The following is a 17,797-nucleotide window of genomic DNA, read 5'->3' as shown; positions in this document are numbered from 1 at the left end:
CCCTTGGACCGCCGCGCGCCGACACGGCGGTTCCGCAAGAACCATCGCGGGACTGGCAATGGCGAAGGAAGAATTGATGGAGTTCGAGGGTCTCGTCACCGAGATCCTGCCGGATGCGCGCTTTCGCGTGCAGCTCGATACCGGCCACGAAATTGTCGCCTACACGGCCGGCAAGATGAAGAAGCACCGCATCAAGACGCTCACGGGCGATCGCGTAACGGTGGAGATGTCGCCCTACGATCTCGAAAAGGGCCGTCTCATCTTCCGCCACAAGGACGAGCGCGCCGGCCCCCCCGGTGCCCGCCCGCCCCAGCGCGGTCAGTTCCGCCGCCGCTGAGCGGCCTTGCCCCGCGCAACGGCGGCAGTGACCCGGACCGCGAGCCTCCAGGCTCGCCTTCTCACCGCCGCCGCAAAGATGCGAGCCTGAAGGCTCGCGGTCCAGCGGGCGCATGCCCTTTCATCATCTCCGTGCTGCAAGGCGCATCTCTCTCCGTCATCCCCGGCGACCCGCGCAGCGGGTCGGGAAGGCGATCCAGGGGAAAGGCGCGCACCTCTGGATCCCCTTTCCGGCGCTACGCGCCGCCGGGGATGAYGGCAAAAGTGTAGGCCTTTTCGGGGAGAGTGGCCTCAAGGCCCGCCCTCGAGGGCCCTCTTCGTCATTGCGAGCGGAGCGAAGCAATCCAGGCCCCGGGGCAGGTCTGCCACCACGCGGTGAGGCTCCGCCACGCGATCGGCTGCTCAAGACGGCGCCCACGCGCAAGGCAGGCATGCCTTCGGCAAATTGATCGCCCCCGTGGTGGAACATCGGGAGCGATCGTGGCATTGGGGGCCGTCCGGCCGCCAGCCCCCGGGAGCCGATTGCCCATGCCGCCCCCCGCGCCCTCGAGATTCCGCGTCGCCCTGCCGCCCGAACGGCTGGTGCCGCTGATCGTCGCGACGGCGCTGTTCATGGAAAACCTCGATTCGACGGTGCTGGCGACATCGCTGCCCGCGATCGCGAAGGACCTCGGCGAGAACCCCATCCACCTCAAGCTGGCGCTGACATCCTACCTGCTCGCGCTGGCGATCTTCATTCCCGCGTCCGGCTGGCTCGCCGACCGCTTCGGCGCCCGGACGATCTTTCGCCTCGCCATGGGGATCTTCGCGGCCGGATCGATCGGCTGCGGTTTTTCATCCGACATCGCCAGCCTCGTCGCCGCGCGCGTGCTGCAAGGCATGGGCGGGGCCATGATGGTGCCGGTCGGCCGCCTCGTGGTGCTGCGCACGATCGACCGCAGCCAGATCGTGGATGCGCTCGCCTGGCTCACGATTCCGGCCCTGATCGGCCCCATCATGGGCCCGCCGGTGGGCGGCTTCATCACCACCTATCTGAACTGGCGCTGGATCTTCTGGATCAACATCCCGGTCGCGGCGGTCGGGATCGTGCTGGCCACCATCCACATTCCCGACATCCGCGAGGAGGTCCGCACCCGCTTCGACACGATCGGCTTCCTGCTCGTCGGGCCGGGCCTGGCCGCCTCACTGACCGGCGCCACGCTGGCCGGGCTCGGGCTCTTGCCCGGCTACGGGGTGGCCGGGTTGATCATCGGCGGGCTGCTGCTGCTGGCGATCTATGTGCGCCATGCGCTGAAGGCCGAGGCCCCGCTGATCGACCTGCGCCTGCTGCGCCTGCCGACCTTTCGGGCCAGCGTCACCGGCGGCTTCCTGTTTCGCGTCGGCGTCGGCGCGACGCCGTTCCTCCTGCCGCTGCTGCTGCAGGCCGGGCTGGGGTTCGACGCCTTCCACTCAGGCCTCACCACCTTCGCGGCCGGCGTCGGCGCGCTGGTGATGAAGATCGTGGCGTCGCCTATTCTGCGGCGCTTCGGCTTTCGCAAGGTGCTGGTGATCAACGCCGTGATCTCGTCGATCTTCGTCGCCGCGCCGGGCCTGTTCGGGCCCAACACCCCGATGGTGCTGATGACCGCGCTGCTGGTGATGGGCGGCTTCCTGCGGTCGCTCGAGTTCACGTCGATCAACGCCGTCGCGTATGCGGACATGCCGGTGGAGAAGCTCTCGCGGGCCACCACCTTCGCGACCGTGCTGCAGGAGTTGTCCGGCTCGGTGGGCGTCTCGATCGCGGCTCTCGGCCTGGAACTGGCCAGCCACGTGCTGGGCGGCGAGGTGCTGGATCGCAGCCATTTCCCTTACGTGTTCGCGTTGATCGGGCTCATCTCGATGATGTCGGCCTTCATCTTCTGGCGGCTGCTGCCGCTGGGGGCCGGGGAGGCGCTGGTCGCCCGGCCGGTGGCGAGCGGCTCACCCGTCGCGCCCAAGCTCGGCGCCGCCGACAAGCCCTGACGGCGGGGCGTCGGCAAGGCTGATCAGGGGCGCGCCCGGCTCGCCGATCCGCCCTACGATCGCGGCCGCCGGGTAGCCGGCCTCGCGCAAGGCCTGGACGCAGCCCTGCGCCTCGTCCGCCGGCATGGCCGCCAGCAGCCCGCCGGAGGTCTGCGGGTCGAACAGCAACGGATGCCGCTCCGCCAGCGCGGGCTCAGCCAGCAGCGTGCGCTGCCGCAAGTTCTCGGGCTGCAGCGTCGACGCCACGCCCAGCGCCAGCGCCTCGCGGGCGCCCTCCAGAGCCGGCACGCGCTCCGGCCAAAGCTCCGCCCCCACCCCCGAAGCCCGCAAAACCTCCCCCAAATGCCCGACGAGGCCGAAGCCGGTGATGTCCGTGAGGGCGTGCGCGTGGGCGCGCAGGATGCGGGCGGCCGCCGCGTTGGAGCGCGTCATCTGCGCCAGCGCGGCCTGCACGCAGCGGGCCTTGGCGCGGCCGCGCATGTCGGCGGCCAGGAGCGCGCCCGTGCCGAGCGCCTTGGTGAGCACGAGCGCGTCGCCCGGCCGGGCGCCCGCCTTGGCGAGCGCGCGCCCGCGCGCGAGGGAGCCCGTGACCGCGAAGCCGAGCGCGAGCTCCGCGCCTTCGCCCGTGTGCCCGCCCACCAGCGCGCAGCCCGCCTCCGCGAGCGCCGCGTTGGCGCCCGCCATCAGCGCGCCGAGGTCCGCCCGAAGCGCCCGCTCGGACGCCGGCGGCAGCGTCACGATCGCGAGCGCGCTCACGGGCTCGCCCCCCATCGCGTACACGTCCGACAGCGCATGGTTCGCGGCCACGCGCCCGAACATCCACGGGTCGTCCACGGGCGCGCGGAAAAAATCCACCGTCTGAATGTCCAGCTCCGGGCCGCCGCGGTCGAGGAGGGCGGCGTCGTCGGGGGCGTCGAGGCCGAGCACGACCTCCGGGCGGCTGTGCGGGCGAAGGTCCGCGAGGGCGCCGGCCAGCACGGTGGCGCCCACCTTGGCCCCGCAGCCGCCGCAGCGCATGGCGAAACCGCCGTCGGTTGTGGATTCCCCCGCAGGCATTTGCGGCAGTTTGTTGAATCGATCCATGAACTTGCGATCGATGTGGTCCTTCCAGCGCCACACCCATTGGCCCGCGAAGGTGAAGCCGTTGCGCGCGCCCACCGCGCGTCCGTCGGCCGTGGAGAGGAGATACATGGCCTCCCGCTGCGGCCTGAACGCCACGCCGGCCTCTCCGGCGGCGGCGCGGCGCAGATTGCCGGCCAGCACCGGCCCGGCCCGCACCGCGTAGACGCCGGATTTTGGCAGCGAGCGCGCCTCGAAGGCCGCGATGTCGCCGGCCGCGAACACCCCGCGATGCGACACGCTCTCCAGCGTCGGCCCGACCCGCACGAACCCGCGCTCGTCCACCGCCAGCCCGGTATCGCGCAGCCACGCTGGAGCGGCGGCCTGGGTGGTCCACAGCACGTCGTCGGCCGCCAGCGTCTCGCCGGACGCGAGCGTCACGGCGCCGGGCGCCACCGCGACAACGGCCGCGCCGGTCCGCACCAAAACGCCGCGCGCCTTGAGGACGCCCGCGACCTTGCGGCGGAATGCCTCCGGAAACGCTTCCAGGATGTCATCGCCGCGCGACATCAGCGCAAACGAGAGGCGGCCCGGGTCGAGCCCGGCGGCGGCGACGTCCCGCCGCAGGCGAGCCTGCACGGCGAGCAGCAACTCCACGCCGCCCGCGCCGCCGCCCACCATGGCGATCCGGCGCGCGCCGCCGGCCGCCAGCACCCGTTCGCGCAACGCTTCGAACGCCGCGAGAAAGCGGTCGATCGGCTTCACCGCGATGGCGTGCTCCCGGGCGCCCGGAATGTCGCCCGTGTTGGGGCTCGATCCGATGTCGAGCGACAGGAGGTCGAACGGAACGGGAGGCCTGTCACGGCAGATCACCCGACGCCCGGCGAGGTCGATGCCGACCGCCTCGTCGCCGAAGAGGCGGGCGCCCGCCATGCGGCACAGCGGCCCGGTGTCGATATGGGCGTCGTCGAAGCCGTAGTTCCCGGCCACGAGCCCCGGCAGCATCCCCGAATAGGGCGTGTGCACCTCGCGCGTCAGAAGCGTGTAGCGCACGCCCGGAACAGGCTTCATCGCCGCCATGCGCAGCACGGCCACATGGGCGTGGCCCGCGCCGACGAGGACGACATCGGTCGTGACGGGGTGCTTGCTGGGCGTCATCCGGGACTTGCGCTGGCGAGGGCCGTGCGTTCATGTGCCGGCCGCGGCTCGCACTCTGCGCATGCGTTCCGTCTCCCGCAAGATCCGTCGCAGGCGGAACGGAGCGCCATGATCCGGATCACGGCTCGCATCTCGCTCGACGAGCGCGAAATCGACGAGAGCTTCATCAGGGCGTCGGGCCCTGGCGGGCAGAATGTCAACAAGGTCGAGACCGCCGTGCAGTTGCGGTTCGACGTGGCGAACAGCCCGTCGCTGCCCGACGAGGTGCGTGCGCGGCTGTCGGTTCTCGCCGGCAGCCGGCTCACTAATGACGGCGTGCTGATCATCACGTCGCAGCGGTTCCGGACGCAGGAGCGGAACCGGCAGGACGCGCTGGAGAAGCTCGTCGAACTGATCCGCCGCGCGACGCACGTCCCCAAGGTGCGCCGCCCGACGCGCCCGACCCTGGCGTCGAAGAAAAGGCGACTCGAATCAAAATCGCGCCGCTCCGGCGTAAAGAAACTTCGTTCTCCGGGTTCAGGCGACGAGTAGTTGCAATCGTAAGTAGCGATGGCATTGCGGGCCCGCTAGAGTTGTGTAGATTTTCCTAAATTAACCTATCCTGTTCAACTGAAGGAAACAAACGCGAGCGCATGGTCGTCAGACAACTGGGATGACGACATGATTGGCGCACCGAAACTTCCCGATATGCTGGTATTGGTCGCGGAGTCCAGCGAGTTTACACGGCGCATCGTGCGCGACACCTTGCGCATCGCCGGGGTGAAGCGTTTCATCGACGCGACGGATGGCCCGTCGGCGATCAAGCTGACGCTCAGGTCGAACCCCGACCTGCTGATCGTCTCCGACGACCTCCTGCATGTGTCGGGCGTCGAGGTCGCGCGCGCGCTCCGGCGCGTTCCGAATTTCCAGGCGCCGATCCTGCTGATGACCGGCCAGCCCTCTCCCGAGCTCATCGACAACGCCCTGGACGTCGGAATCCGGGACATGGTCTCGAAACCGCTGACCCACAGCGCCTTGTGGGGCCGGGTGGAAACGATCGTGAAATCCGGTCGGATCGATCTCGGACGTGGCGAAGCGCCGCTCATGAAAGAGCTCCTGCGCCGCCGCTGAGGGGGCGCGTTTGGCGCTTTGCCGCACACGCGCACCGCGATGGTCGGGTGGTGGCTTCGTTTTTGTTGTGACAGGACGGCCCCCGTTGGTAAGCTCTCATCCAAGTGGATAGAGGGGTGCCGACGGTGTCGCCGGTCGAAGATGGAGGAGCTCGCGCGTTTGCTGAAGCAGGATCGGTCGCTCGGGGCTCTTCGACAGCCCTGAATCCGTCGCCGATCGTGGTTGGCAGTTCGCTGTTGGCGACGCCTGGGCGAAGCGCCGGTTCGGCGCCGTCGGGCGCAGTCGCGGGCTCGCGCATGAGCCAGGAACGGCGCACCTATGCGGCGCTGGATCTCGGCACCAACAATTGCCGCCTGCTGGTCGCGCGCCCGAACGGCGACGGGTTTCGCGTCGTCGACGCCTTTTCGCGCATCGTCCGGTTGGGGGAAGGGCTCGGCGGATCGCGCCGGCTCAAGGAAGCCGCGATCGCCCGCACCATCGACGCCCTGCAGGTCTGCCGCACCAAGATGGAGGCGCGCGGCGTCACCCGCGCCCGCCTGATCGCCACGGAAGCATGCCGGGCGGCCGAGAACGGCGCCGAGTTCATCCAGCGCGTGCGCGAGGAGGCCCTGCTCGACCTCGAAGTGGTGGACCGCGAGACGGAGGCGCATCTGGCGGTGGCCGGCTGCGCCGCGCTGGCCGATCCGCACGCCGAGGGCGCGATCCTGTTCGACATTGGCGGCGGCTCGTCCGAGCTCGCCTGGCTGACGGGCGCGGCGCGCGATCGCCGCAGCCTGCGCCAGCGGGTGCGCGCCTGGACGTCGCTGCCCGTTGGCGTCGTCACACTGGCCGAACGCCACGGCGGCGTCCATGTGGACCGCGACGGGTTCGAGGGCATGGTCGCCGAAGTGCTGCGCCTTATTTCCGAATTCGCCCAGGAGGTTGATTCGGCCCGGCGCTGCAAACGCTTCCACTTGCTGGGGACATCCGGCACCGTCACGACGATCGCGGGCGTGCATCTCGGCCTGAAGCGCTATGACCGCCGGCAGGTGGATGGCGTATGGATGCAGGACGGCGACGTCACCGACGTGATGGAGCGCCTGCTTGGCATGTCGTTCGAGGAACGGGCCGCCAATCCGTGCATCGGCAACGAGCGGGCCGATCTCGTTTTGGCCGGGTGCGCGATTCTCGAGGCCATAAGGCGCACGTTCCCGGCCGGCCGCTTGCGGATCGCCGACAGGGGACTGCGCGAAGGAATTTTGATGCAGTTAATGGATGAAGATGGCGTGTGGGCTCCGGGCCGGAGGCCGAACGCGTGAGTTCAGATGACATGGGCTCCGGCCGCGCGGGCGGCCGGTCCCTGAAGCAGCGGGTCAAGAGCGCGAAGAAGCGCACCGTGTCGCAGACGCGGTGGCTGTCGCGCCAGCTCAACGACCCCTATGTGGCGCGCGCCAAGCGCGAAGGCTTCCGCTCGCGCGCCGCATACAAGATCATGGAGATGGACGAGAAGTTCCACCTCTTCAAGCCGGGCCAGAAGGTGCTGGACCTCGGCGCGGCGCCGGGCGGATGGGCGCAGGTTGCGGCCGCCAAGGTCGGCTCCGGCAAGGGCAAGGGCCGGGTGATCGGCATCGACCTGCTCGACATCGACCCCATCCCGGGCGTCGAGTTCACCGTGATGGACTTCCTGGAGGAGGACGCGCCCGACCGGCTCAAGGCCATGCTGGGCGGCCCGGCCGACGTGGTGATGTCCGACATGGCCGCCAACGCGACCGGCCACAAGAAGACCGACCATTTAAAGATCGTCGCGCTGGCCGAACTCGCCATCGCCTTCGCCCGCGAGGTGCTGGCGCCCGGCGGCGCCTTCGTCGCCAAGGTGCTGCAGGGCGGCACCGAGAACACGCTGCTGTCTGACCTGAAGCGCGACTTCACGACCGTGCGGCACGTGAAGCCGTCGGCCAGCCGGGCCGACTCGGCGGAGCTCTACGTGCTGGCGACCGGCTTTCGGGGACGGGGCGCGAGCCTGCCGATGGAGGCCGACGACGCCGATGAGGATCCCCGCGAGACGGGCTGGGATCCGGCTTCGGCCTGAGGGCTGGGCCGGTCTCGTTTCCGTCTGGCCTGCCAACCCACCATGCCCCTCATCCTTCGAGACGCGCCGCCGAGGGGCGACGCTCCTCAGGATGAGGGGCGTGTGGGTGGGCTCTGAGTGTCGGGGAAACCGGCCCTACGCGTGGCGACCCGCGCCTTAGAGCGTCGGGACGGCCCAGCGCACGGCCATGAAGGCCAGCACGCTGCCCAGCAGGGCGGCGAAGCGGGTTTCGGTGCGCAGGTCCGCGAGCTTCCCGGCCGCCACGGCGGGCCGGATCGCCACGTCGATGACCAGCGAGGCGATCAGCGGCCACAGAAAGCTCGGCACGCTCGTCTTCTCGAGCTCCGGCCAGCGCGCGAAAGCGAGCCCCTGCAGCACCCCGAACCCGACCAGAACGCCGATGAACACGACGGACGTGCGGTTGATCACAAGCGCTCCAAGGCTCCGCTGCAGCTGCGCCACCATGCCGTGAATGACGACGCCGTCGCAAGGGGCGGGCTTACGGCGTTGGCCCGTTCGAGCCCAAAGCCCAGCCCCTGGATTGCTTCGCTGCGCTCGCAATGACGGGGAGGGGCAGTCTTGGGCGAGCCACATGGGCCACCCTCCCGTCATTGCGAGCCGAAGGCGAAGCAATCCAGAGGCCGGGGCCGGGCTTCGATGTTCCAAATCCGCTCAGACAAGATCTGGATATAGATCCCGCCATGCAGAATTCGTGGCCTCGATGAGTTGCAGCTTCGCAAGCCGCGAACCTGCCTTGAGCTGTTTCTCCCGGAAGATCGCATCGGGCATCGTGGGCAGCCACTCGTACCAGACGAGCAGTTTGCAGGCGTGCTGGGACGTGAACCCGCGGAGCAAGCCTTCACGATGTTGATGGACGCGCGAAGGCAGGTTCGACGTCACGCCAGTGTAGAGCGTGCCGTTTCGTCGGCTCGCCATGATGTAGACGGCGGGAGCTTTCATCCCCTTGATTATGCGGCTGCCGGTTGGGCGGGTGAACCGACCATCGGTTGCAGGAAAATCTTTTGGCGAACGGGTCGCCCCGCCCCAGCCCCTGGATTGCTTCGCTGCGCTCGCAATGACGGGAGGGCGGTTTTGAGCGAGCCTTACGGGCCGCCACCCTCCCGTCATTGCGAGCCGAAGGCGAAGCAATCCAGTGAGTGGGGCAGGGCCGCGTTGGGGCGGTACTTCGCGCCCAGCCCCTGGATTGCTTCGCTGCGCTCGCAATGACGGGAGGGCGGTTTTGGGCGAGCCCCACGGGCTCCCGTCATTGCGAGCCGAAGGCGAAGCAATCCAGTGAGTGGGGCAGGGCCGCTTTGGGGCGGTACTTCGCGCCCAGCCCTTGCTTCGCTCCGCTCGCAATGACGGGGAGGGCGGTTTTTGGGCGAGGCCCATGGGCCACCCTCTCGTCATTGCGAGCTGAAGGCGAAGCAATCCAGGGGGTGGGGCAGGGCTGGGCGGGGGCGGCACAGCGCGCCCAGCCCCTGGATTGCTTCGCTGCGCTCGCAATGACGAGGAGGGCGGTTTGGGCGAACCCAGTGACCGACCTCCCGTATTGCTCGTCGACGTGGATCGGTTACGCGCTGCTGGCGGCCTTGACGCCCAGCGCGGCCTGGGCGGCGGCGAGGCGGGCGATGGGGACGCGGTAGGGGGAGCAGGAGACGTAATCGAGGCCGACCTGCTCGCAGAACGCGATGGAGGCCGGGTCGCCGCCGTGCTCGCCGCAGATGCCGAGCTTGATGTTGGGGCGGACCTTGCGGCCGCGCTCAACGCCGATCTTCACCAGCTCGCCCACGCCCTCGATGTCCAGCGTCACGAACGGGTCGGACGGCAGGATGCCCTTGGCCGTGTAGGGGCCGAGGAAGCTCGCGGCGTCGTCGCGCGAGATGCCGAGGCCCGTCTGGGTGAGATCGTTGGTGCCGAAGGAGAAGAACTCCGCGGTTTCGGCGATCTCGTCGGCCTTCAGGCAGGCGCGCGGCAGCTCGATCATGGTGCCGACCTGGAACTCCAGCTTGGCGCCGGTTTCCTTTTCCACCGCGGCCGCCATCGCGAGGATGCGTTCGCGGACGATGTCGAACTCCGGACGGCCCATCACGAGCGGGACCATCACCTCGGGGATCACCGGCTGGCCGGTGGACTTCGCGGCCTCAACGGCGGCCTCGAAGATCGCGCGGGCCTGCATCTCGGCGATTTCCGGATAGGCGATCGCAAGGCGGCAGCCGCGGAAGCCGAGCATCGGGTTGAACTCGTGCAGCTCGGCGGCGCGGCGCTTGAGCTTCTCCTCGGAGGCGCCCATGGCGGCCGCCACTTCGGCGACCTCCGCGTCGGTGTGCGGCAGGAACTCGTGCAGCGGCGGGTCGAGGAGGCGGATCGTGACCGGCAGGCCGCTCATGATCGTGAAGAGCTCGACGAAATCGGCTCGCTGCATGGGCAGGAGCTTGGCGAGGGCGGCGCGGCGGCCGGCCTCGTCATCCGCGAGGATCATCTCACGCACGGCGACGATGCGCTCCCCCTCGAAGAACATGTGCTCGGTGCGCGACAGGCCGATGCCCTCGGCGCCGAACTGGCGCGCCGTGCGGGCGTCCAGCGGGGTTTCGGCGTTGGCGCGGATCTTCATGCGGCGGACCTTGTCGGCCCAGCCCATGAGCGTGCCGAACTCGCCCGAAAGCTCGGGCTCCAGCATCTTGATCTCGCCCTGCATCACCTGGCCGGTCGTGCCGTCGATGGTGATCCACTCGCCCTTTTTCAGGGTGACGCCCGAGGCCGTCATGGTCTGGGCGGCGTAGTCGACCCGCAGGCCGCCGGCGCCCGAGACGCAGGGCTTGCCCATGCCGCGCGCCACCACGGCGGCGTGCGAGGTCATGCCGCCGCGCGTCGTCAGGATGCCTTCGGCCGCGTGCATGCCGTGGATGTCCTCGGGGCTCGTTTCGATGCGCACCAGGATGACCTTGCGGCCCGCCGCCTTGGCGGCCTCGGCCTCGTCCGAATCGAACACGATCTCGCCGCCCGCCGCGCCGGGCGAAGCCGGAAGGCCGGTTGCCAGCACCTTGCGCTCGGCCTTGGGGTCGATGGTGGGGTGGAGGAGCTGGTCGAGCGATTGCGACTCGATGCGGGCGACGGCCTCTTCCTGGGTGATCAGGCCCTCGGCCGCGAGCTCGACCGCGATCTTCAGCGCCGCCTTGGCGGTGCGCTTGCCGTTGCGGGTCTGCAGCATCCAGAGCTTGCCGCGCTCGATGGTGAACTCGACGTCCTGGACGTCGCGGTAATGCTTCTCGAGCAGGCCGCAGATGCGGATGAACTCGGCGTAAGCCTCCGGCATCGCGACTTCGAGCGACGGGCGGTCGGAGCCGGCGGCCTTGCGGGCCTGCTCTGTGATGTCCTGCGGGGTGCGGATGCCGGCGACGACGTCCTCGCCCTGGGCGTTGATCAGGAACTCGCCGTAGAGCTCCTTTTCGCCCGTCGACGGGTTGCGCGTGAAGGCGACGCCGGTGGCCGAGGTCTCGCCGAGATTGCCGAACACCATGGCCTGCACGTTCACGGCCGTGCCCCAGCTCGCCGGGATGCTGTTGAGCTCACGGTACTTGTTGGCGCGCGGGTTCATCCAGGAGCCGAACACGGCGCCGATCGCGCCCCAGAGCTGGTCCTTGGGATCCTGCGGAAAGGGCCGGCCGAGCTCGGCCTGCACGGTTTCCTTGTAGCGGGCCACGATGGTCTTCCAGTCGTCGGCCGAGAGGTCCGTGTCGAGCGTGTAGGCGCGCAGGTCCTTGTACTCCTCGAGGATGTCCTCGAAGTGGTGGTGGCCGACCTCGAGCACCACGTCGGAATACATCTGAATGAAGCGGCGGTAGCTGTCATACGCGAAGCGGGCGTCGCCCGAGCTCTGCGCGATGGCCTCCACGGTGACGTCGTTGAGGCCGAGGTTCAGCACCGTGTCCATCATGCCCGGCATGGACGCGCGGGCGCCGGAGCGCACCGAGACGAGCAGCGGGTTGGCGGGGTCGCCGAAGGTCTTGCCCGCGATGGCGCCGACATCCGCCAGCGCCGCCTCGATCTGCCCGGCGAGGTCGTCCGGGTAGGACTGGCCGTGCGCGTAGTAGTAGGTGCAGACCTCGGTCGAGATGGTGAAGCCCGGAGGCACCGGCAGGCCGAGATTGCTCATCTCGGCGAGATTGGCGCCCTTGCCGCCCAGAAGCTCGCGCATGCCGGCCTGGCCCTCGGCCTTGCCGTCACCGAAGGTGTACACCCACTTCGTCATTGGCCCCGTCCTTTGTTGCGATCTCCCGCGACGGCGGGAGAGGCACGACTTTCATTTGCGCAGCGCCGGCCAAAAGGCAATCGCGGCCTGCTCACCCTTAAGGCTAGGCTCGCAGCGGCGCCGTGGCGGAAGCGGGGCGGGAAAACGCCCGCACCGCAACGCCGGGCGCCCAACTTCGTTCCACGCCTGTGTATCTTGTATGCCAGCGGTCCGTCAAAACCGTCGCAGCGCGAGCCCCATCGCGATCCAGCTCGTCCCCGCGAAGATGAGGTCGACGCCGAGGAAGATGCCCAGCACGAACAGGCTGGAGGCCGGCCACTGCATCAGGATCATCGCGCCCAGCAGCAGCGTGACGAGGCCCGAGAGCGCCACCCAGACCCAGGGCGAGCCCTCGCGCATCTGGAACGCGAGCACGATGCGCACCGCCCCGGAGGCCACGAGGCCGGCGCCGAGCATCAGCGTCAGCACGGTGGCGGCGAGCAGCGGGTTCATGATCGCGAAGATCCCCGCGAGCGCGTAGAGCGCGCCGAGCAGCACCCAGAGCGTGGCGCGTCCCCAGCTCTTGGACGCGAATCCGTGCGCCATCTCGATCGCGCCGCTGAGCACCATCATGAAGCCCACGATGGTGACGCTCACCGCCGTCGCGAGCACGACGCTGCCGAGCGCGACGAGGCCGCAGAGGCTCAGCAGCACCCCCATGGCGACGATCCAGCCCCAGCGTCCGCGAAGCGCTCTGAGACCGCCGCCGAGGCTGGAGCCTGCGGGCGGCGGGTGGTCGGTTGCTGTGGTCATGGCTCACTCCCGGGTTGGTGGGTGCAACGCGATGATACAACCTAAAGCGGTGGAACGCAGTGCGCCTAAGGTCCATTGTCTTGGGCGGCCGGCGGCGGCGCATTTGCGCCGGAACCGTTCCGGCTCGCACGCAGAAAGGGACGCAAGCTCATGAGCCGCGCCTTCGTGAAGGAGCAGGACGGGGGCGAAGCCTTCGAGGACCTGCCGGACCGGCCCGTCAGCCCGCACCCCAACCTCGTCACGCCCGAGGGGCTGCGCGCCATCGAGGAGACGGTGGAGCGCCTGCGCCGCGAGCACGGCGAGGCCCAGACGGCCGGCGATAAGGCGACGGTTGCCCGCACGGCGCGCGACCTGCGCTACTGGCAGCATCGGCTTTCCAACGCCGAGGTCGTCCAGCCCTCCGCCGACGCCAACACGGTGCATTTCGGCGCCACGGTCACGATCGAGCGCGACGACGGCCGCAAGCAGACCTGGCGCATCGTCGGCGAGGACGAGGCCGACCCCGCCCACGGCACGCTTCCGCACGTCGCTCCGCTCGCCCAGGCGCTCCTGGGCAAGAGCGTCGGCGACACCGTGGAAGCCGGGCACGGCGAAGCCGAGATCATCGCGATCGGGTGAGGCGCTTGGGGCGGGGCGATCCCCCTGAGCGCGTGTTTCGCCTCGCCGTCATTGCGAGGAGCGCAGCGACCAAGCAATCCAGACGCCGGGCGAAAGGCGCCGCGCTCCGGCATCAGCTGGATCGCTTTGATCGCAATGACGGGAGGGTGGTACGGCTATTTCGGCGAACGGCCCGGAATGTTGCTGACTGCTTCCGCCGTCATCCCCGGCGACCTGCGCAGCAGGTCGGGAAGGGGATCCAGGGGCCATGGGCGCGGCTGCCCTGGATTCCCTTCCCGGCGCTGCGCGCCGCCGGGAATGACGGCGAGAGTTGAGCCTTATAAAGCCTGGCTCTACGGATAGGAGACCCAGGCTGGACCACGCCGGCATGCGACATCTCCCGCCAGATTTCCCCGGCACGGTCCCGCAGGCCGGCGACGCGCTGATTGTGCTCGCCCGCATCGACGACTGGCGCGACGGCCATGCGCGGCTCAGCGAGGCCGAGCAGGGGCGGCTGCGCCATCTCACGCATCCGCGCACGGCCGAGACCTTCGTGGCCGGGCGCTCATTGCTGCGCGCCGTGCTCGCGCACGTCACCGGCGCGGCGCCGGACGCGATCGCGCTGACGCTGAGCAAGCACGACAAGCCGGCGTTGGCGGACCGGACCGACCTGTTCTTCAACATGACCCACGCGGACGAACACGTCGCCCTGGCGCTGACCCGGGGCGCCGAGATCGGCCTCGACATCGAGCCGACCGCGCCGCCGGAGCGCGAGGCGGTGGCCGAGGTGGTGATGACGCACGAAGAGCTGACGGCCTTCCGGGCGTTCCCCGAGGCGGAGCGCGACAAAGCCTTCCTGAGTCTCTGGACCCGCAAGGAGGCCATCCTGAAAGCCGCCGGCTCGGGCTTTTCGGTGGAGCCGCGCGCCCTTTCGGTCGGCTTCGGGGCAGAGGCTGGCCGCGCAGCCCTGCCGGGCTACGAGGGCTGGTTCGCCGTGCGGGCCGTCGAGCGCCCGGGTTGGCCGCCCATGGCGGTCGCGTTCTGGAACAGCGCGGTGGGGAACATCACGCTGCTGGAGGTCTGAACGGCGCGTCGCCGCTCAGTCCATCACATGCGCCTCGGCCTGGCCCTGCGGCTTAGCGGTCTTCTTGATCAGCAGCAGCAGCGGAAAGGCCGACAGGCTGATGAACATCATCAGCTTGAAGTCGTTCGAGTAGGCGATCACGGCCGCCTGCTGGGTCACGAGCTGGTCCAGCATGGCGCGGCCGCCCTCCGTGGTCCAATCCATCACGCTTTTCACGTCCGGCATTTTCAGCGCGTCGTTGAACGGGGTGATGTGCTCCACGAGCTGGCTGCGGAACTGCGTGGTCTTGCTGGTGAGCTCTGCGATCACGATCGAGATGCCGATCGAGCTGCCGATGTTGCGGATCAACGTCCAGAGCGCCGTGCCGTCGGTGCGCAGTTCCGCCGGCAGCGTCGCGAACGCGACGGTGTTCAGCGGCACGAACACGAAGCCGAGCCCCAGGCCCTGGATGATGTTGACGAAGTTGATGTGCGCCGCCGAGGTGTTGGGCGAGAAGCTGATCATCGCGTACAGCGCCCAGGTGGAGGCCGAGAGCCCGAAGAACACCAGGATGCGCGGATCCACGAAGCGCAGCAGCCGCCCCACCACCATCATGGCGACCAGGGTGCCGATGCCGCGCGTGCCGAGCAGCAGCCCGGACGTCAGCACCGGGTAGCCGAGCACGTTCTGGATGTACGGCGTCACCAGCGCCATGGTGGCGAGCAGGATGATGCCGACGATGAACATGAAGACGACGCCGACCGCGAAGTTGCGATCCTTGAAGATGTGCAGCGGAATAAAGGACCGCTCGGACGTGAAGGCGTGCGACAGGAAGAAATAGAACCCCGCCAGCGCGATCACGAGTTCGGCGACGATCTCGCTCGAGTCGAACCAGCCGACCTGCTCGCCGCGGTCCAGCATCAGCTGCAGCGAACCAATGCCGACCGACAGCGCGATGAAGCCGAGCCAGTCGAAGGACAGGCCTTTCTTGGACGGCGTCTCGTCCATGATGGTCGAAAGGCCGAGCACTGTGACGACGCCGAAGGGCAGGTTGACGAAAAACACCCAGCGCCAGCTATAGGTCTCGGTGAGCCAGCCGCCCAGCGTCGGGCCCATGATGGGGCCCAGCATCACCCCCATGCCCCAGATCGCCATGGCGGAGCCGCGCTGCTCGACCGGATAGGCGTCCAGCATGACGGACTGCGAGAGCGGCACCAGCGCGGCGCCGAACACGCCTTGCAGCAGCCGGAACAGCACCATCTGCTCGATGGTCTGCGCCGCGCCGCACAGCATGGACGCCAGCGTAAAGCCGGCCGTGCAGACGATGAAGAGCCGCTTGCGGCCGAAGCGCGCCGACATCCAGCCCAGCGGCGACGTCATGATGGCGGCGGCCACGATGTAGGAGGTCAGGACCCAGTTGACCTGGTCCTGCGTGGTGCCGAGCCCGCCCTGCATGTAGGGCAGGGCGACATTGGCGATGGTGGTGTCCAGCGCCTGCATGATGGTGGCCATCATCACGCAGACGGTGAGCAGCACCCGCTTGGCGCCGGCGCTGCGTTGCGCCGGCGCGGCCGGCATCGACAGGGCGGCGGCCGACATCAGTTCGCGCTCGCGCTCTTCGGGCTCGCGACCGCGCCCGAAAGGCCCAGCAGGCCGGCGAGGCTGCGCTGGCGCTTCGTGTCGATCGACACGTTCGTGCTCATGCCGGCGCGCAGCGCCGCGACGTCCTGCCCGGCGTCGAACTCGATCCGGACCGGCACGCGCTGGACCACCTTCACCCAGTTGCCGCTGGCGTTCTGCGGCGGCAGGATCGCGAACTGAGCGCCGGTGCCGGGGCTGATGGAGCCTACATGACCGCGCCACACGCGGTCCGGATAGGCGTCGACCGTGATCTCGGCCGCCTGGCCGGCCTGCACGTAGGTGAGGTCGGTCTCCTTGGGGTTGGCGTCCACCCAGGGCTTGTCGTCCGCCACGATGCTGAACACGGGCGCGCCCGAGTCGAGGTAGCGGCCCATCTGGATGCTCGTCACCTGCGTGGCGACGCCCGCGATAGGCGCGCGCAGCACCGTGAGCGAGAGGTTGCGCTGCGCCCGGTCGAGCGCTGCCTTGGCCTCCATCCAGGGTGCGAAGCCCTCGATCGGCAGGTTAGGATCGCCGTTCAGCTGCGACAGGGCGGTGGCCTGCTGCTGTTGCAGCATCTCGACCTGCGAACGCGCCGCCGCGACCGTGATCTCGGAATTCTCGAGCTCCGCCCGGGAGCCGGCGCGGCTGGCCAGCAGGTCCTGCTTGCGGCCGTAGTCGGCCTGGCGCAGCTGGAGGGTCTGGCGGGCGAGCTGCAGCTGCGATTCCAGGCTCTTGGCCGAGGCCTTCAGCGTGTCGAAGTCGGTTGAAACCTTGCCGAGATGCGCCTGCGCTTCCTGAACGGCGATGCGGTAGGAGGTCTGGTCGATCTCGAACAACTCGTCGCCGGGCGAAAGGCGCTGGCCTTCCTCGACGAGGATCTTGGCGACCTTGCCGGAAACCTCCGGCGTCACCAGCACCTTCTGTGCGCCCACATAGGCATTGTCGGTGGTGATAAAGCGGCCGCCATGCAGGTAGGCGTAGCCGCCGCCCACCGCCGCGATGGCCGGGACGATGAAGAACAGCGCGAAACGAAGCCCGCGGCGCTTGCGCGGCGGGGCCGCATCTTGCGCCGGCGTGGCGGCCGGGGACGGTTCGGACGCCTTGGATGCTTCGGCCTCTGGGGCTGAATCCTGGGCGGCGTCTGTGGCGGAGGGGGAGGGGGCTTGTTGGGTCATGATCCGGTTTTCAGGTCCGCGAGGTTCGTCTGGTCCGGAGCGCCGTTCTGGAGGCGCTCCTTGAGGTTGTCCTTGACGCGGCCGAGATGGCCGACGAGCGCCGCAACGGTGGCGTCGTCGAGCCCTTCGAGGGCCACGTTCATGATCTCGGCCCCGACATGGCCGAGCGAGTCGAGCACCGGGTAGGCCTTTTCGGTGAGGAACAGGCGCTTCAAGCGCCGGTCGGCGTCGTCCGGTCGGCGCTCCACCAGCCCATCGTCGCAGAGGCGGTCGACCAGGCGAGTGAGCGTGATGGGCTGAACGTCCAGAATGCAGGCCAGTTCGTTCTGGCTGAGGCCCTGATGGCGCTGGAGGCGGTTCAGCACCGCCCACTGAGCCCGGGTGGCCCCGAACTCGCGCGCCCGCTGGTCCGTGTAGGTGCGCAGCAGCCGGGCGGCGTCCGAGATCAGGAAGCCCAGTTCACGGCGGGGCGAGGGTGTGTTCGGCATCGGCGCTCAGGCGCTCCAGGCTCATAATAAGTGAGCTTAACATAAGGAGGCACGGCGGAGAGTCCAGAGGGCGTC

The 17,797-nt window shown here is 69.0% G+C and carries 16 protein-coding genes; 8 read left to right on the top strand and 8 right to left on the bottom strand.

What is annotated here, in order from left to right:
* Positions 1–58: 58 nt before the first annotated feature.
* Positions 59–337, top strand: a complete 279-nt coding sequence (gene infA / locus AC1DSZ_RS10530; RefSeq protein ID WP_188517410.1) for a translation initiation factor IF-1 — start codon at positions 59–61, stop codon at positions 335–337.
* A 527-nt stretch (positions 338–864) separates the two neighbouring features.
* Complete coding sequence (locus AC1DSZ_RS10525) at positions 865–2,337, top strand: DHA2 family efflux MFS transporter permease subunit (protein ID WP_476838315.1); 1,473 nt, start codon at positions 865–867, stop codon at positions 2,335–2,337.
* Here the strand turns inward: AC1DSZ_RS10525 and selD are convergent.
* Complete coding sequence (selD, locus tag AC1DSZ_RS10520) at positions 2,296–4,554, bottom strand: selenide, water dikinase SelD (protein ID WP_476838314.1); 2,259 nt, start codon at positions 4,552–4,554, stop codon at positions 2,296–2,298. The two genes, AC1DSZ_RS10525 and selD, sit on opposite strands and share 42 nt — an antisense overlap.
* Before the next feature lie 108 nt (positions 4,555–4,662).
* On the opposite strand from selD, the gene arfB reads away from it, so the two are divergent.
* The 4 genes from arfB (at position 4,663) to AC1DSZ_RS10500 (ending at position 7,732) form a co-directional block, all read left to right on the top strand.
* On the top strand, positions 4,663–5,085 hold the full coding sequence (gene arfB / locus AC1DSZ_RS10515) for an alternative ribosome rescue aminoacyl-tRNA hydrolase ArfB (RefSeq protein ID WP_476838313.1): 423 nt from the start codon (positions 4,663–4,665) through the stop codon (positions 5,083–5,085).
* 129 nt (positions 5,086–5,214) lie between these two features.
* Positions 5,215–5,664, top strand: a complete 450-nt coding sequence (locus AC1DSZ_RS10510; protein WP_476838312.1) for a response regulator — start codon at positions 5,215–5,217, stop codon at positions 5,662–5,664.
* Positions 5,665–5,960: 296 nt separating this feature from the next.
* The gene (locus AC1DSZ_RS10505) at positions 5,961–6,962 is read left to right on the top strand and encodes a Ppx/GppA phosphatase family protein (protein WP_476838311.1); all 1,002 of its coding nucleotides are present in this window, start codon (positions 5,961–5,963) and stop codon (positions 6,960–6,962) included.
* A gap of 11 nt (positions 6,963–6,973) precedes the next feature.
* Positions 6,974–7,732, top strand: a complete 759-nt coding sequence (locus tag AC1DSZ_RS10500; RefSeq protein ID WP_476838495.1) for an RlmE family RNA methyltransferase — start codon at positions 6,974–6,976, stop codon at positions 7,730–7,732.
* Between the two features lie 156 nt (positions 7,733–7,888).
* Here the strand turns inward: AC1DSZ_RS10500 and AC1DSZ_RS10495 are convergent, their stop codons facing one another.
* The 4 genes from AC1DSZ_RS10495 to AC1DSZ_RS10480 form a co-directional block, all read right to left on the bottom strand.
* On the bottom strand, positions 7,889–8,161 hold the full coding sequence (locus AC1DSZ_RS10495) for a hypothetical protein (protein ID WP_476838310.1): 273 nt from the start codon (positions 8,159–8,161) through the stop codon (positions 7,889–7,891).
* A gap of 243 nt (positions 8,162–8,404) precedes the next feature.
* Positions 8,405–8,692, bottom strand: a complete 288-nt coding sequence (locus AC1DSZ_RS10490) for a GIY-YIG nuclease family protein (protein WP_476838309.1) — start codon at positions 8,690–8,692, stop codon at positions 8,405–8,407.
* A 613-nt stretch (positions 8,693–9,305) separates the two neighbouring features.
* Positions 9,306–11,984: a pyruvate, phosphate dikinase gene (ppdK, locus tag AC1DSZ_RS10485; RefSeq protein WP_476838308.1), complete on the bottom strand. Its 2,679-nt coding sequence runs from the start codon at positions 11,982–11,984 to the stop codon at positions 9,306–9,308.
* Between the two features lie 213 nt (positions 11,985–12,197).
* On the bottom strand, positions 12,198–12,776 hold the full coding sequence (locus AC1DSZ_RS10480; RefSeq protein WP_476838307.1) for an HdeD family acid-resistance protein: 579 nt from the start codon (positions 12,774–12,776) through the stop codon (positions 12,198–12,200).
* Positions 12,777–12,926: 150 nt separating this feature from the next.
* Between AC1DSZ_RS10480 and greA the strand changes: the two genes are divergently transcribed.
* Both greA and AC1DSZ_RS10470 read left to right on the top strand, forming a co-directional pair.
* On the top strand, positions 12,927–13,394 hold the full coding sequence (gene greA / locus AC1DSZ_RS10475; RefSeq protein WP_476838306.1) for a transcription elongation factor GreA: 468 nt from the start codon (positions 12,927–12,929) through the stop codon (positions 13,392–13,394).
* Between the two features lie 367 nt (positions 13,395–13,761).
* Positions 13,762–14,457 (top strand): 4'-phosphopantetheinyl transferase family protein, encoded by a 696-nt coding sequence (locus AC1DSZ_RS10470; RefSeq protein ID WP_476838305.1) that lies wholly within the window; start codon positions 13,762–13,764, stop codon positions 14,455–14,457.
* A gap of 15 nt (positions 14,458–14,472) precedes the next feature.
* Here AC1DSZ_RS10470 and AC1DSZ_RS10465 read toward each other — a convergent pair whose 3' ends face one another.
* Genes AC1DSZ_RS10465 through AC1DSZ_RS10455 form a run of 3 tightly spaced genes read right to left on the bottom strand, consistent with a single transcriptional unit; the run spans position 14,473 to position 17,722 of the window.
* Positions 14,473–16,035 carry a DHA2 family efflux MFS transporter permease subunit gene (locus AC1DSZ_RS10465; protein ID WP_476838304.1) on the bottom strand — a complete coding sequence of 521 codons (1,563 nt, stop codon included), beginning with the start codon at positions 16,033–16,035 and terminating at the stop codon, positions 14,473–14,475.
* A complete protein-coding gene (locus tag AC1DSZ_RS10460; protein WP_476838303.1) occupies positions 16,035–17,234 on the bottom strand; it encodes an HlyD family secretion protein in 1,200 nt (399 codons plus the stop codon). Before AC1DSZ_RS10460 ends, AC1DSZ_RS10465 begins: the two co-directional genes overlap by 1 nt.
* On the bottom strand, positions 17,231–17,722 hold the full coding sequence (locus AC1DSZ_RS10455) for a MarR family winged helix-turn-helix transcriptional regulator (protein ID WP_476838302.1): 492 nt from the start codon (positions 17,720–17,722) through the stop codon (positions 17,231–17,233). Before AC1DSZ_RS10455 ends, AC1DSZ_RS10460 begins: the two co-directional genes overlap by 4 nt.
* Positions 17,723–17,797 lie beyond the last annotated feature (75 nt).

This window comes from Alsobacter sp. P4_H11 (genome assembly GCF_056400925.1).
Note: the sequence above shows the minus strand (reverse complement) of the source record. Positions and strands in the feature narration are given on the sequence as shown.

Excerpts from the sequence above, each read along its gene's own strand:
- AC1DSZ_RS10510 (WP_476838312.1), top strand. The coding sequence starts at position 5,215 with ATGATTGGCGCACCGAAACTTCCCGATATGCTGGTATTGGTCGCGGAG.
- AC1DSZ_RS10460 (WP_476838303.1), bottom strand. The coding sequence starts at position 17,234 with ATGACCCAACAAGCCCCCTCCCCCTCCGCCACAGACGCCGCCCAGGAT.
- AC1DSZ_RS10480 (WP_476838307.1), bottom strand. The coding sequence starts at position 12,776 with ATGACCACAGCAACCGACCACCCGCCGCCCGCAGGCTCCAGCCTCGGC.
- infA (WP_188517410.1), top strand. The coding sequence starts at position 59 with ATGGCGAAGGAAGAATTGATGGAGTTCGAGGGTCTCGTCACCGAGATC.
- ppdK (WP_476838308.1), bottom strand. The coding sequence starts at position 11,984 with ATGACGAAGTGGGTGTACACCTTCGGTGACGGCAAGGCCGAGGGCCAG.
- arfB (WP_476838313.1), top strand. The coding sequence starts at position 4,663 with ATGATCCGGATCACGGCTCGCATCTCGCTCGACGAGCGCGAAATCGAC.
- greA (WP_476838306.1), top strand. The coding sequence starts at position 12,927 with ATGAGCCGCGCCTTCGTGAAGGAGCAGGACGGGGGCGAAGCCTTCGAG.
- AC1DSZ_RS10470 (WP_476838305.1), top strand. The coding sequence starts at position 13,762 with ATGCGACATCTCCCGCCAGATTTCCCCGGCACGGTCCCGCAGGCCGGC.
- selD (WP_476838314.1), bottom strand. The coding sequence starts at position 4,554 with ATGACGCCCAGCAAGCACCCCGTCACGACCGATGTCGTCCTCGTCGGC.
- AC1DSZ_RS10465 (WP_476838304.1), bottom strand. The coding sequence starts at position 16,035 with ATGTCGGCCGCCGCCCTGTCGATGCCGGCCGCGCCGGCGCAACGCAGC.
- AC1DSZ_RS10505 (WP_476838311.1), top strand. The coding sequence starts at position 5,961 with ATGAGCCAGGAACGGCGCACCTATGCGGCGCTGGATCTCGGCACCAAC.
- AC1DSZ_RS10525 (WP_476838315.1), top strand. The coding sequence starts at position 865 with ATGCCGCCCCCCGCGCCCTCGAGATTCCGCGTCGCCCTGCCGCCCGAA.
- AC1DSZ_RS10490 (WP_476838309.1), bottom strand. The coding sequence starts at position 8,692 with ATGAAAGCTCCCGCCGTCTACATCATGGCGAGCCGACGAAACGGCACG.
- AC1DSZ_RS10500 (WP_476838495.1), top strand. The coding sequence starts at position 6,974 with ATGGGCTCCGGCCGCGCGGGCGGCCGGTCCCTGAAGCAGCGGGTCAAG.
- AC1DSZ_RS10455 (WP_476838302.1), bottom strand. The coding sequence starts at position 17,722 with ATGCCGAACACACCCTCGCCCCGCCGTGAACTGGGCTTCCTGATCTCG.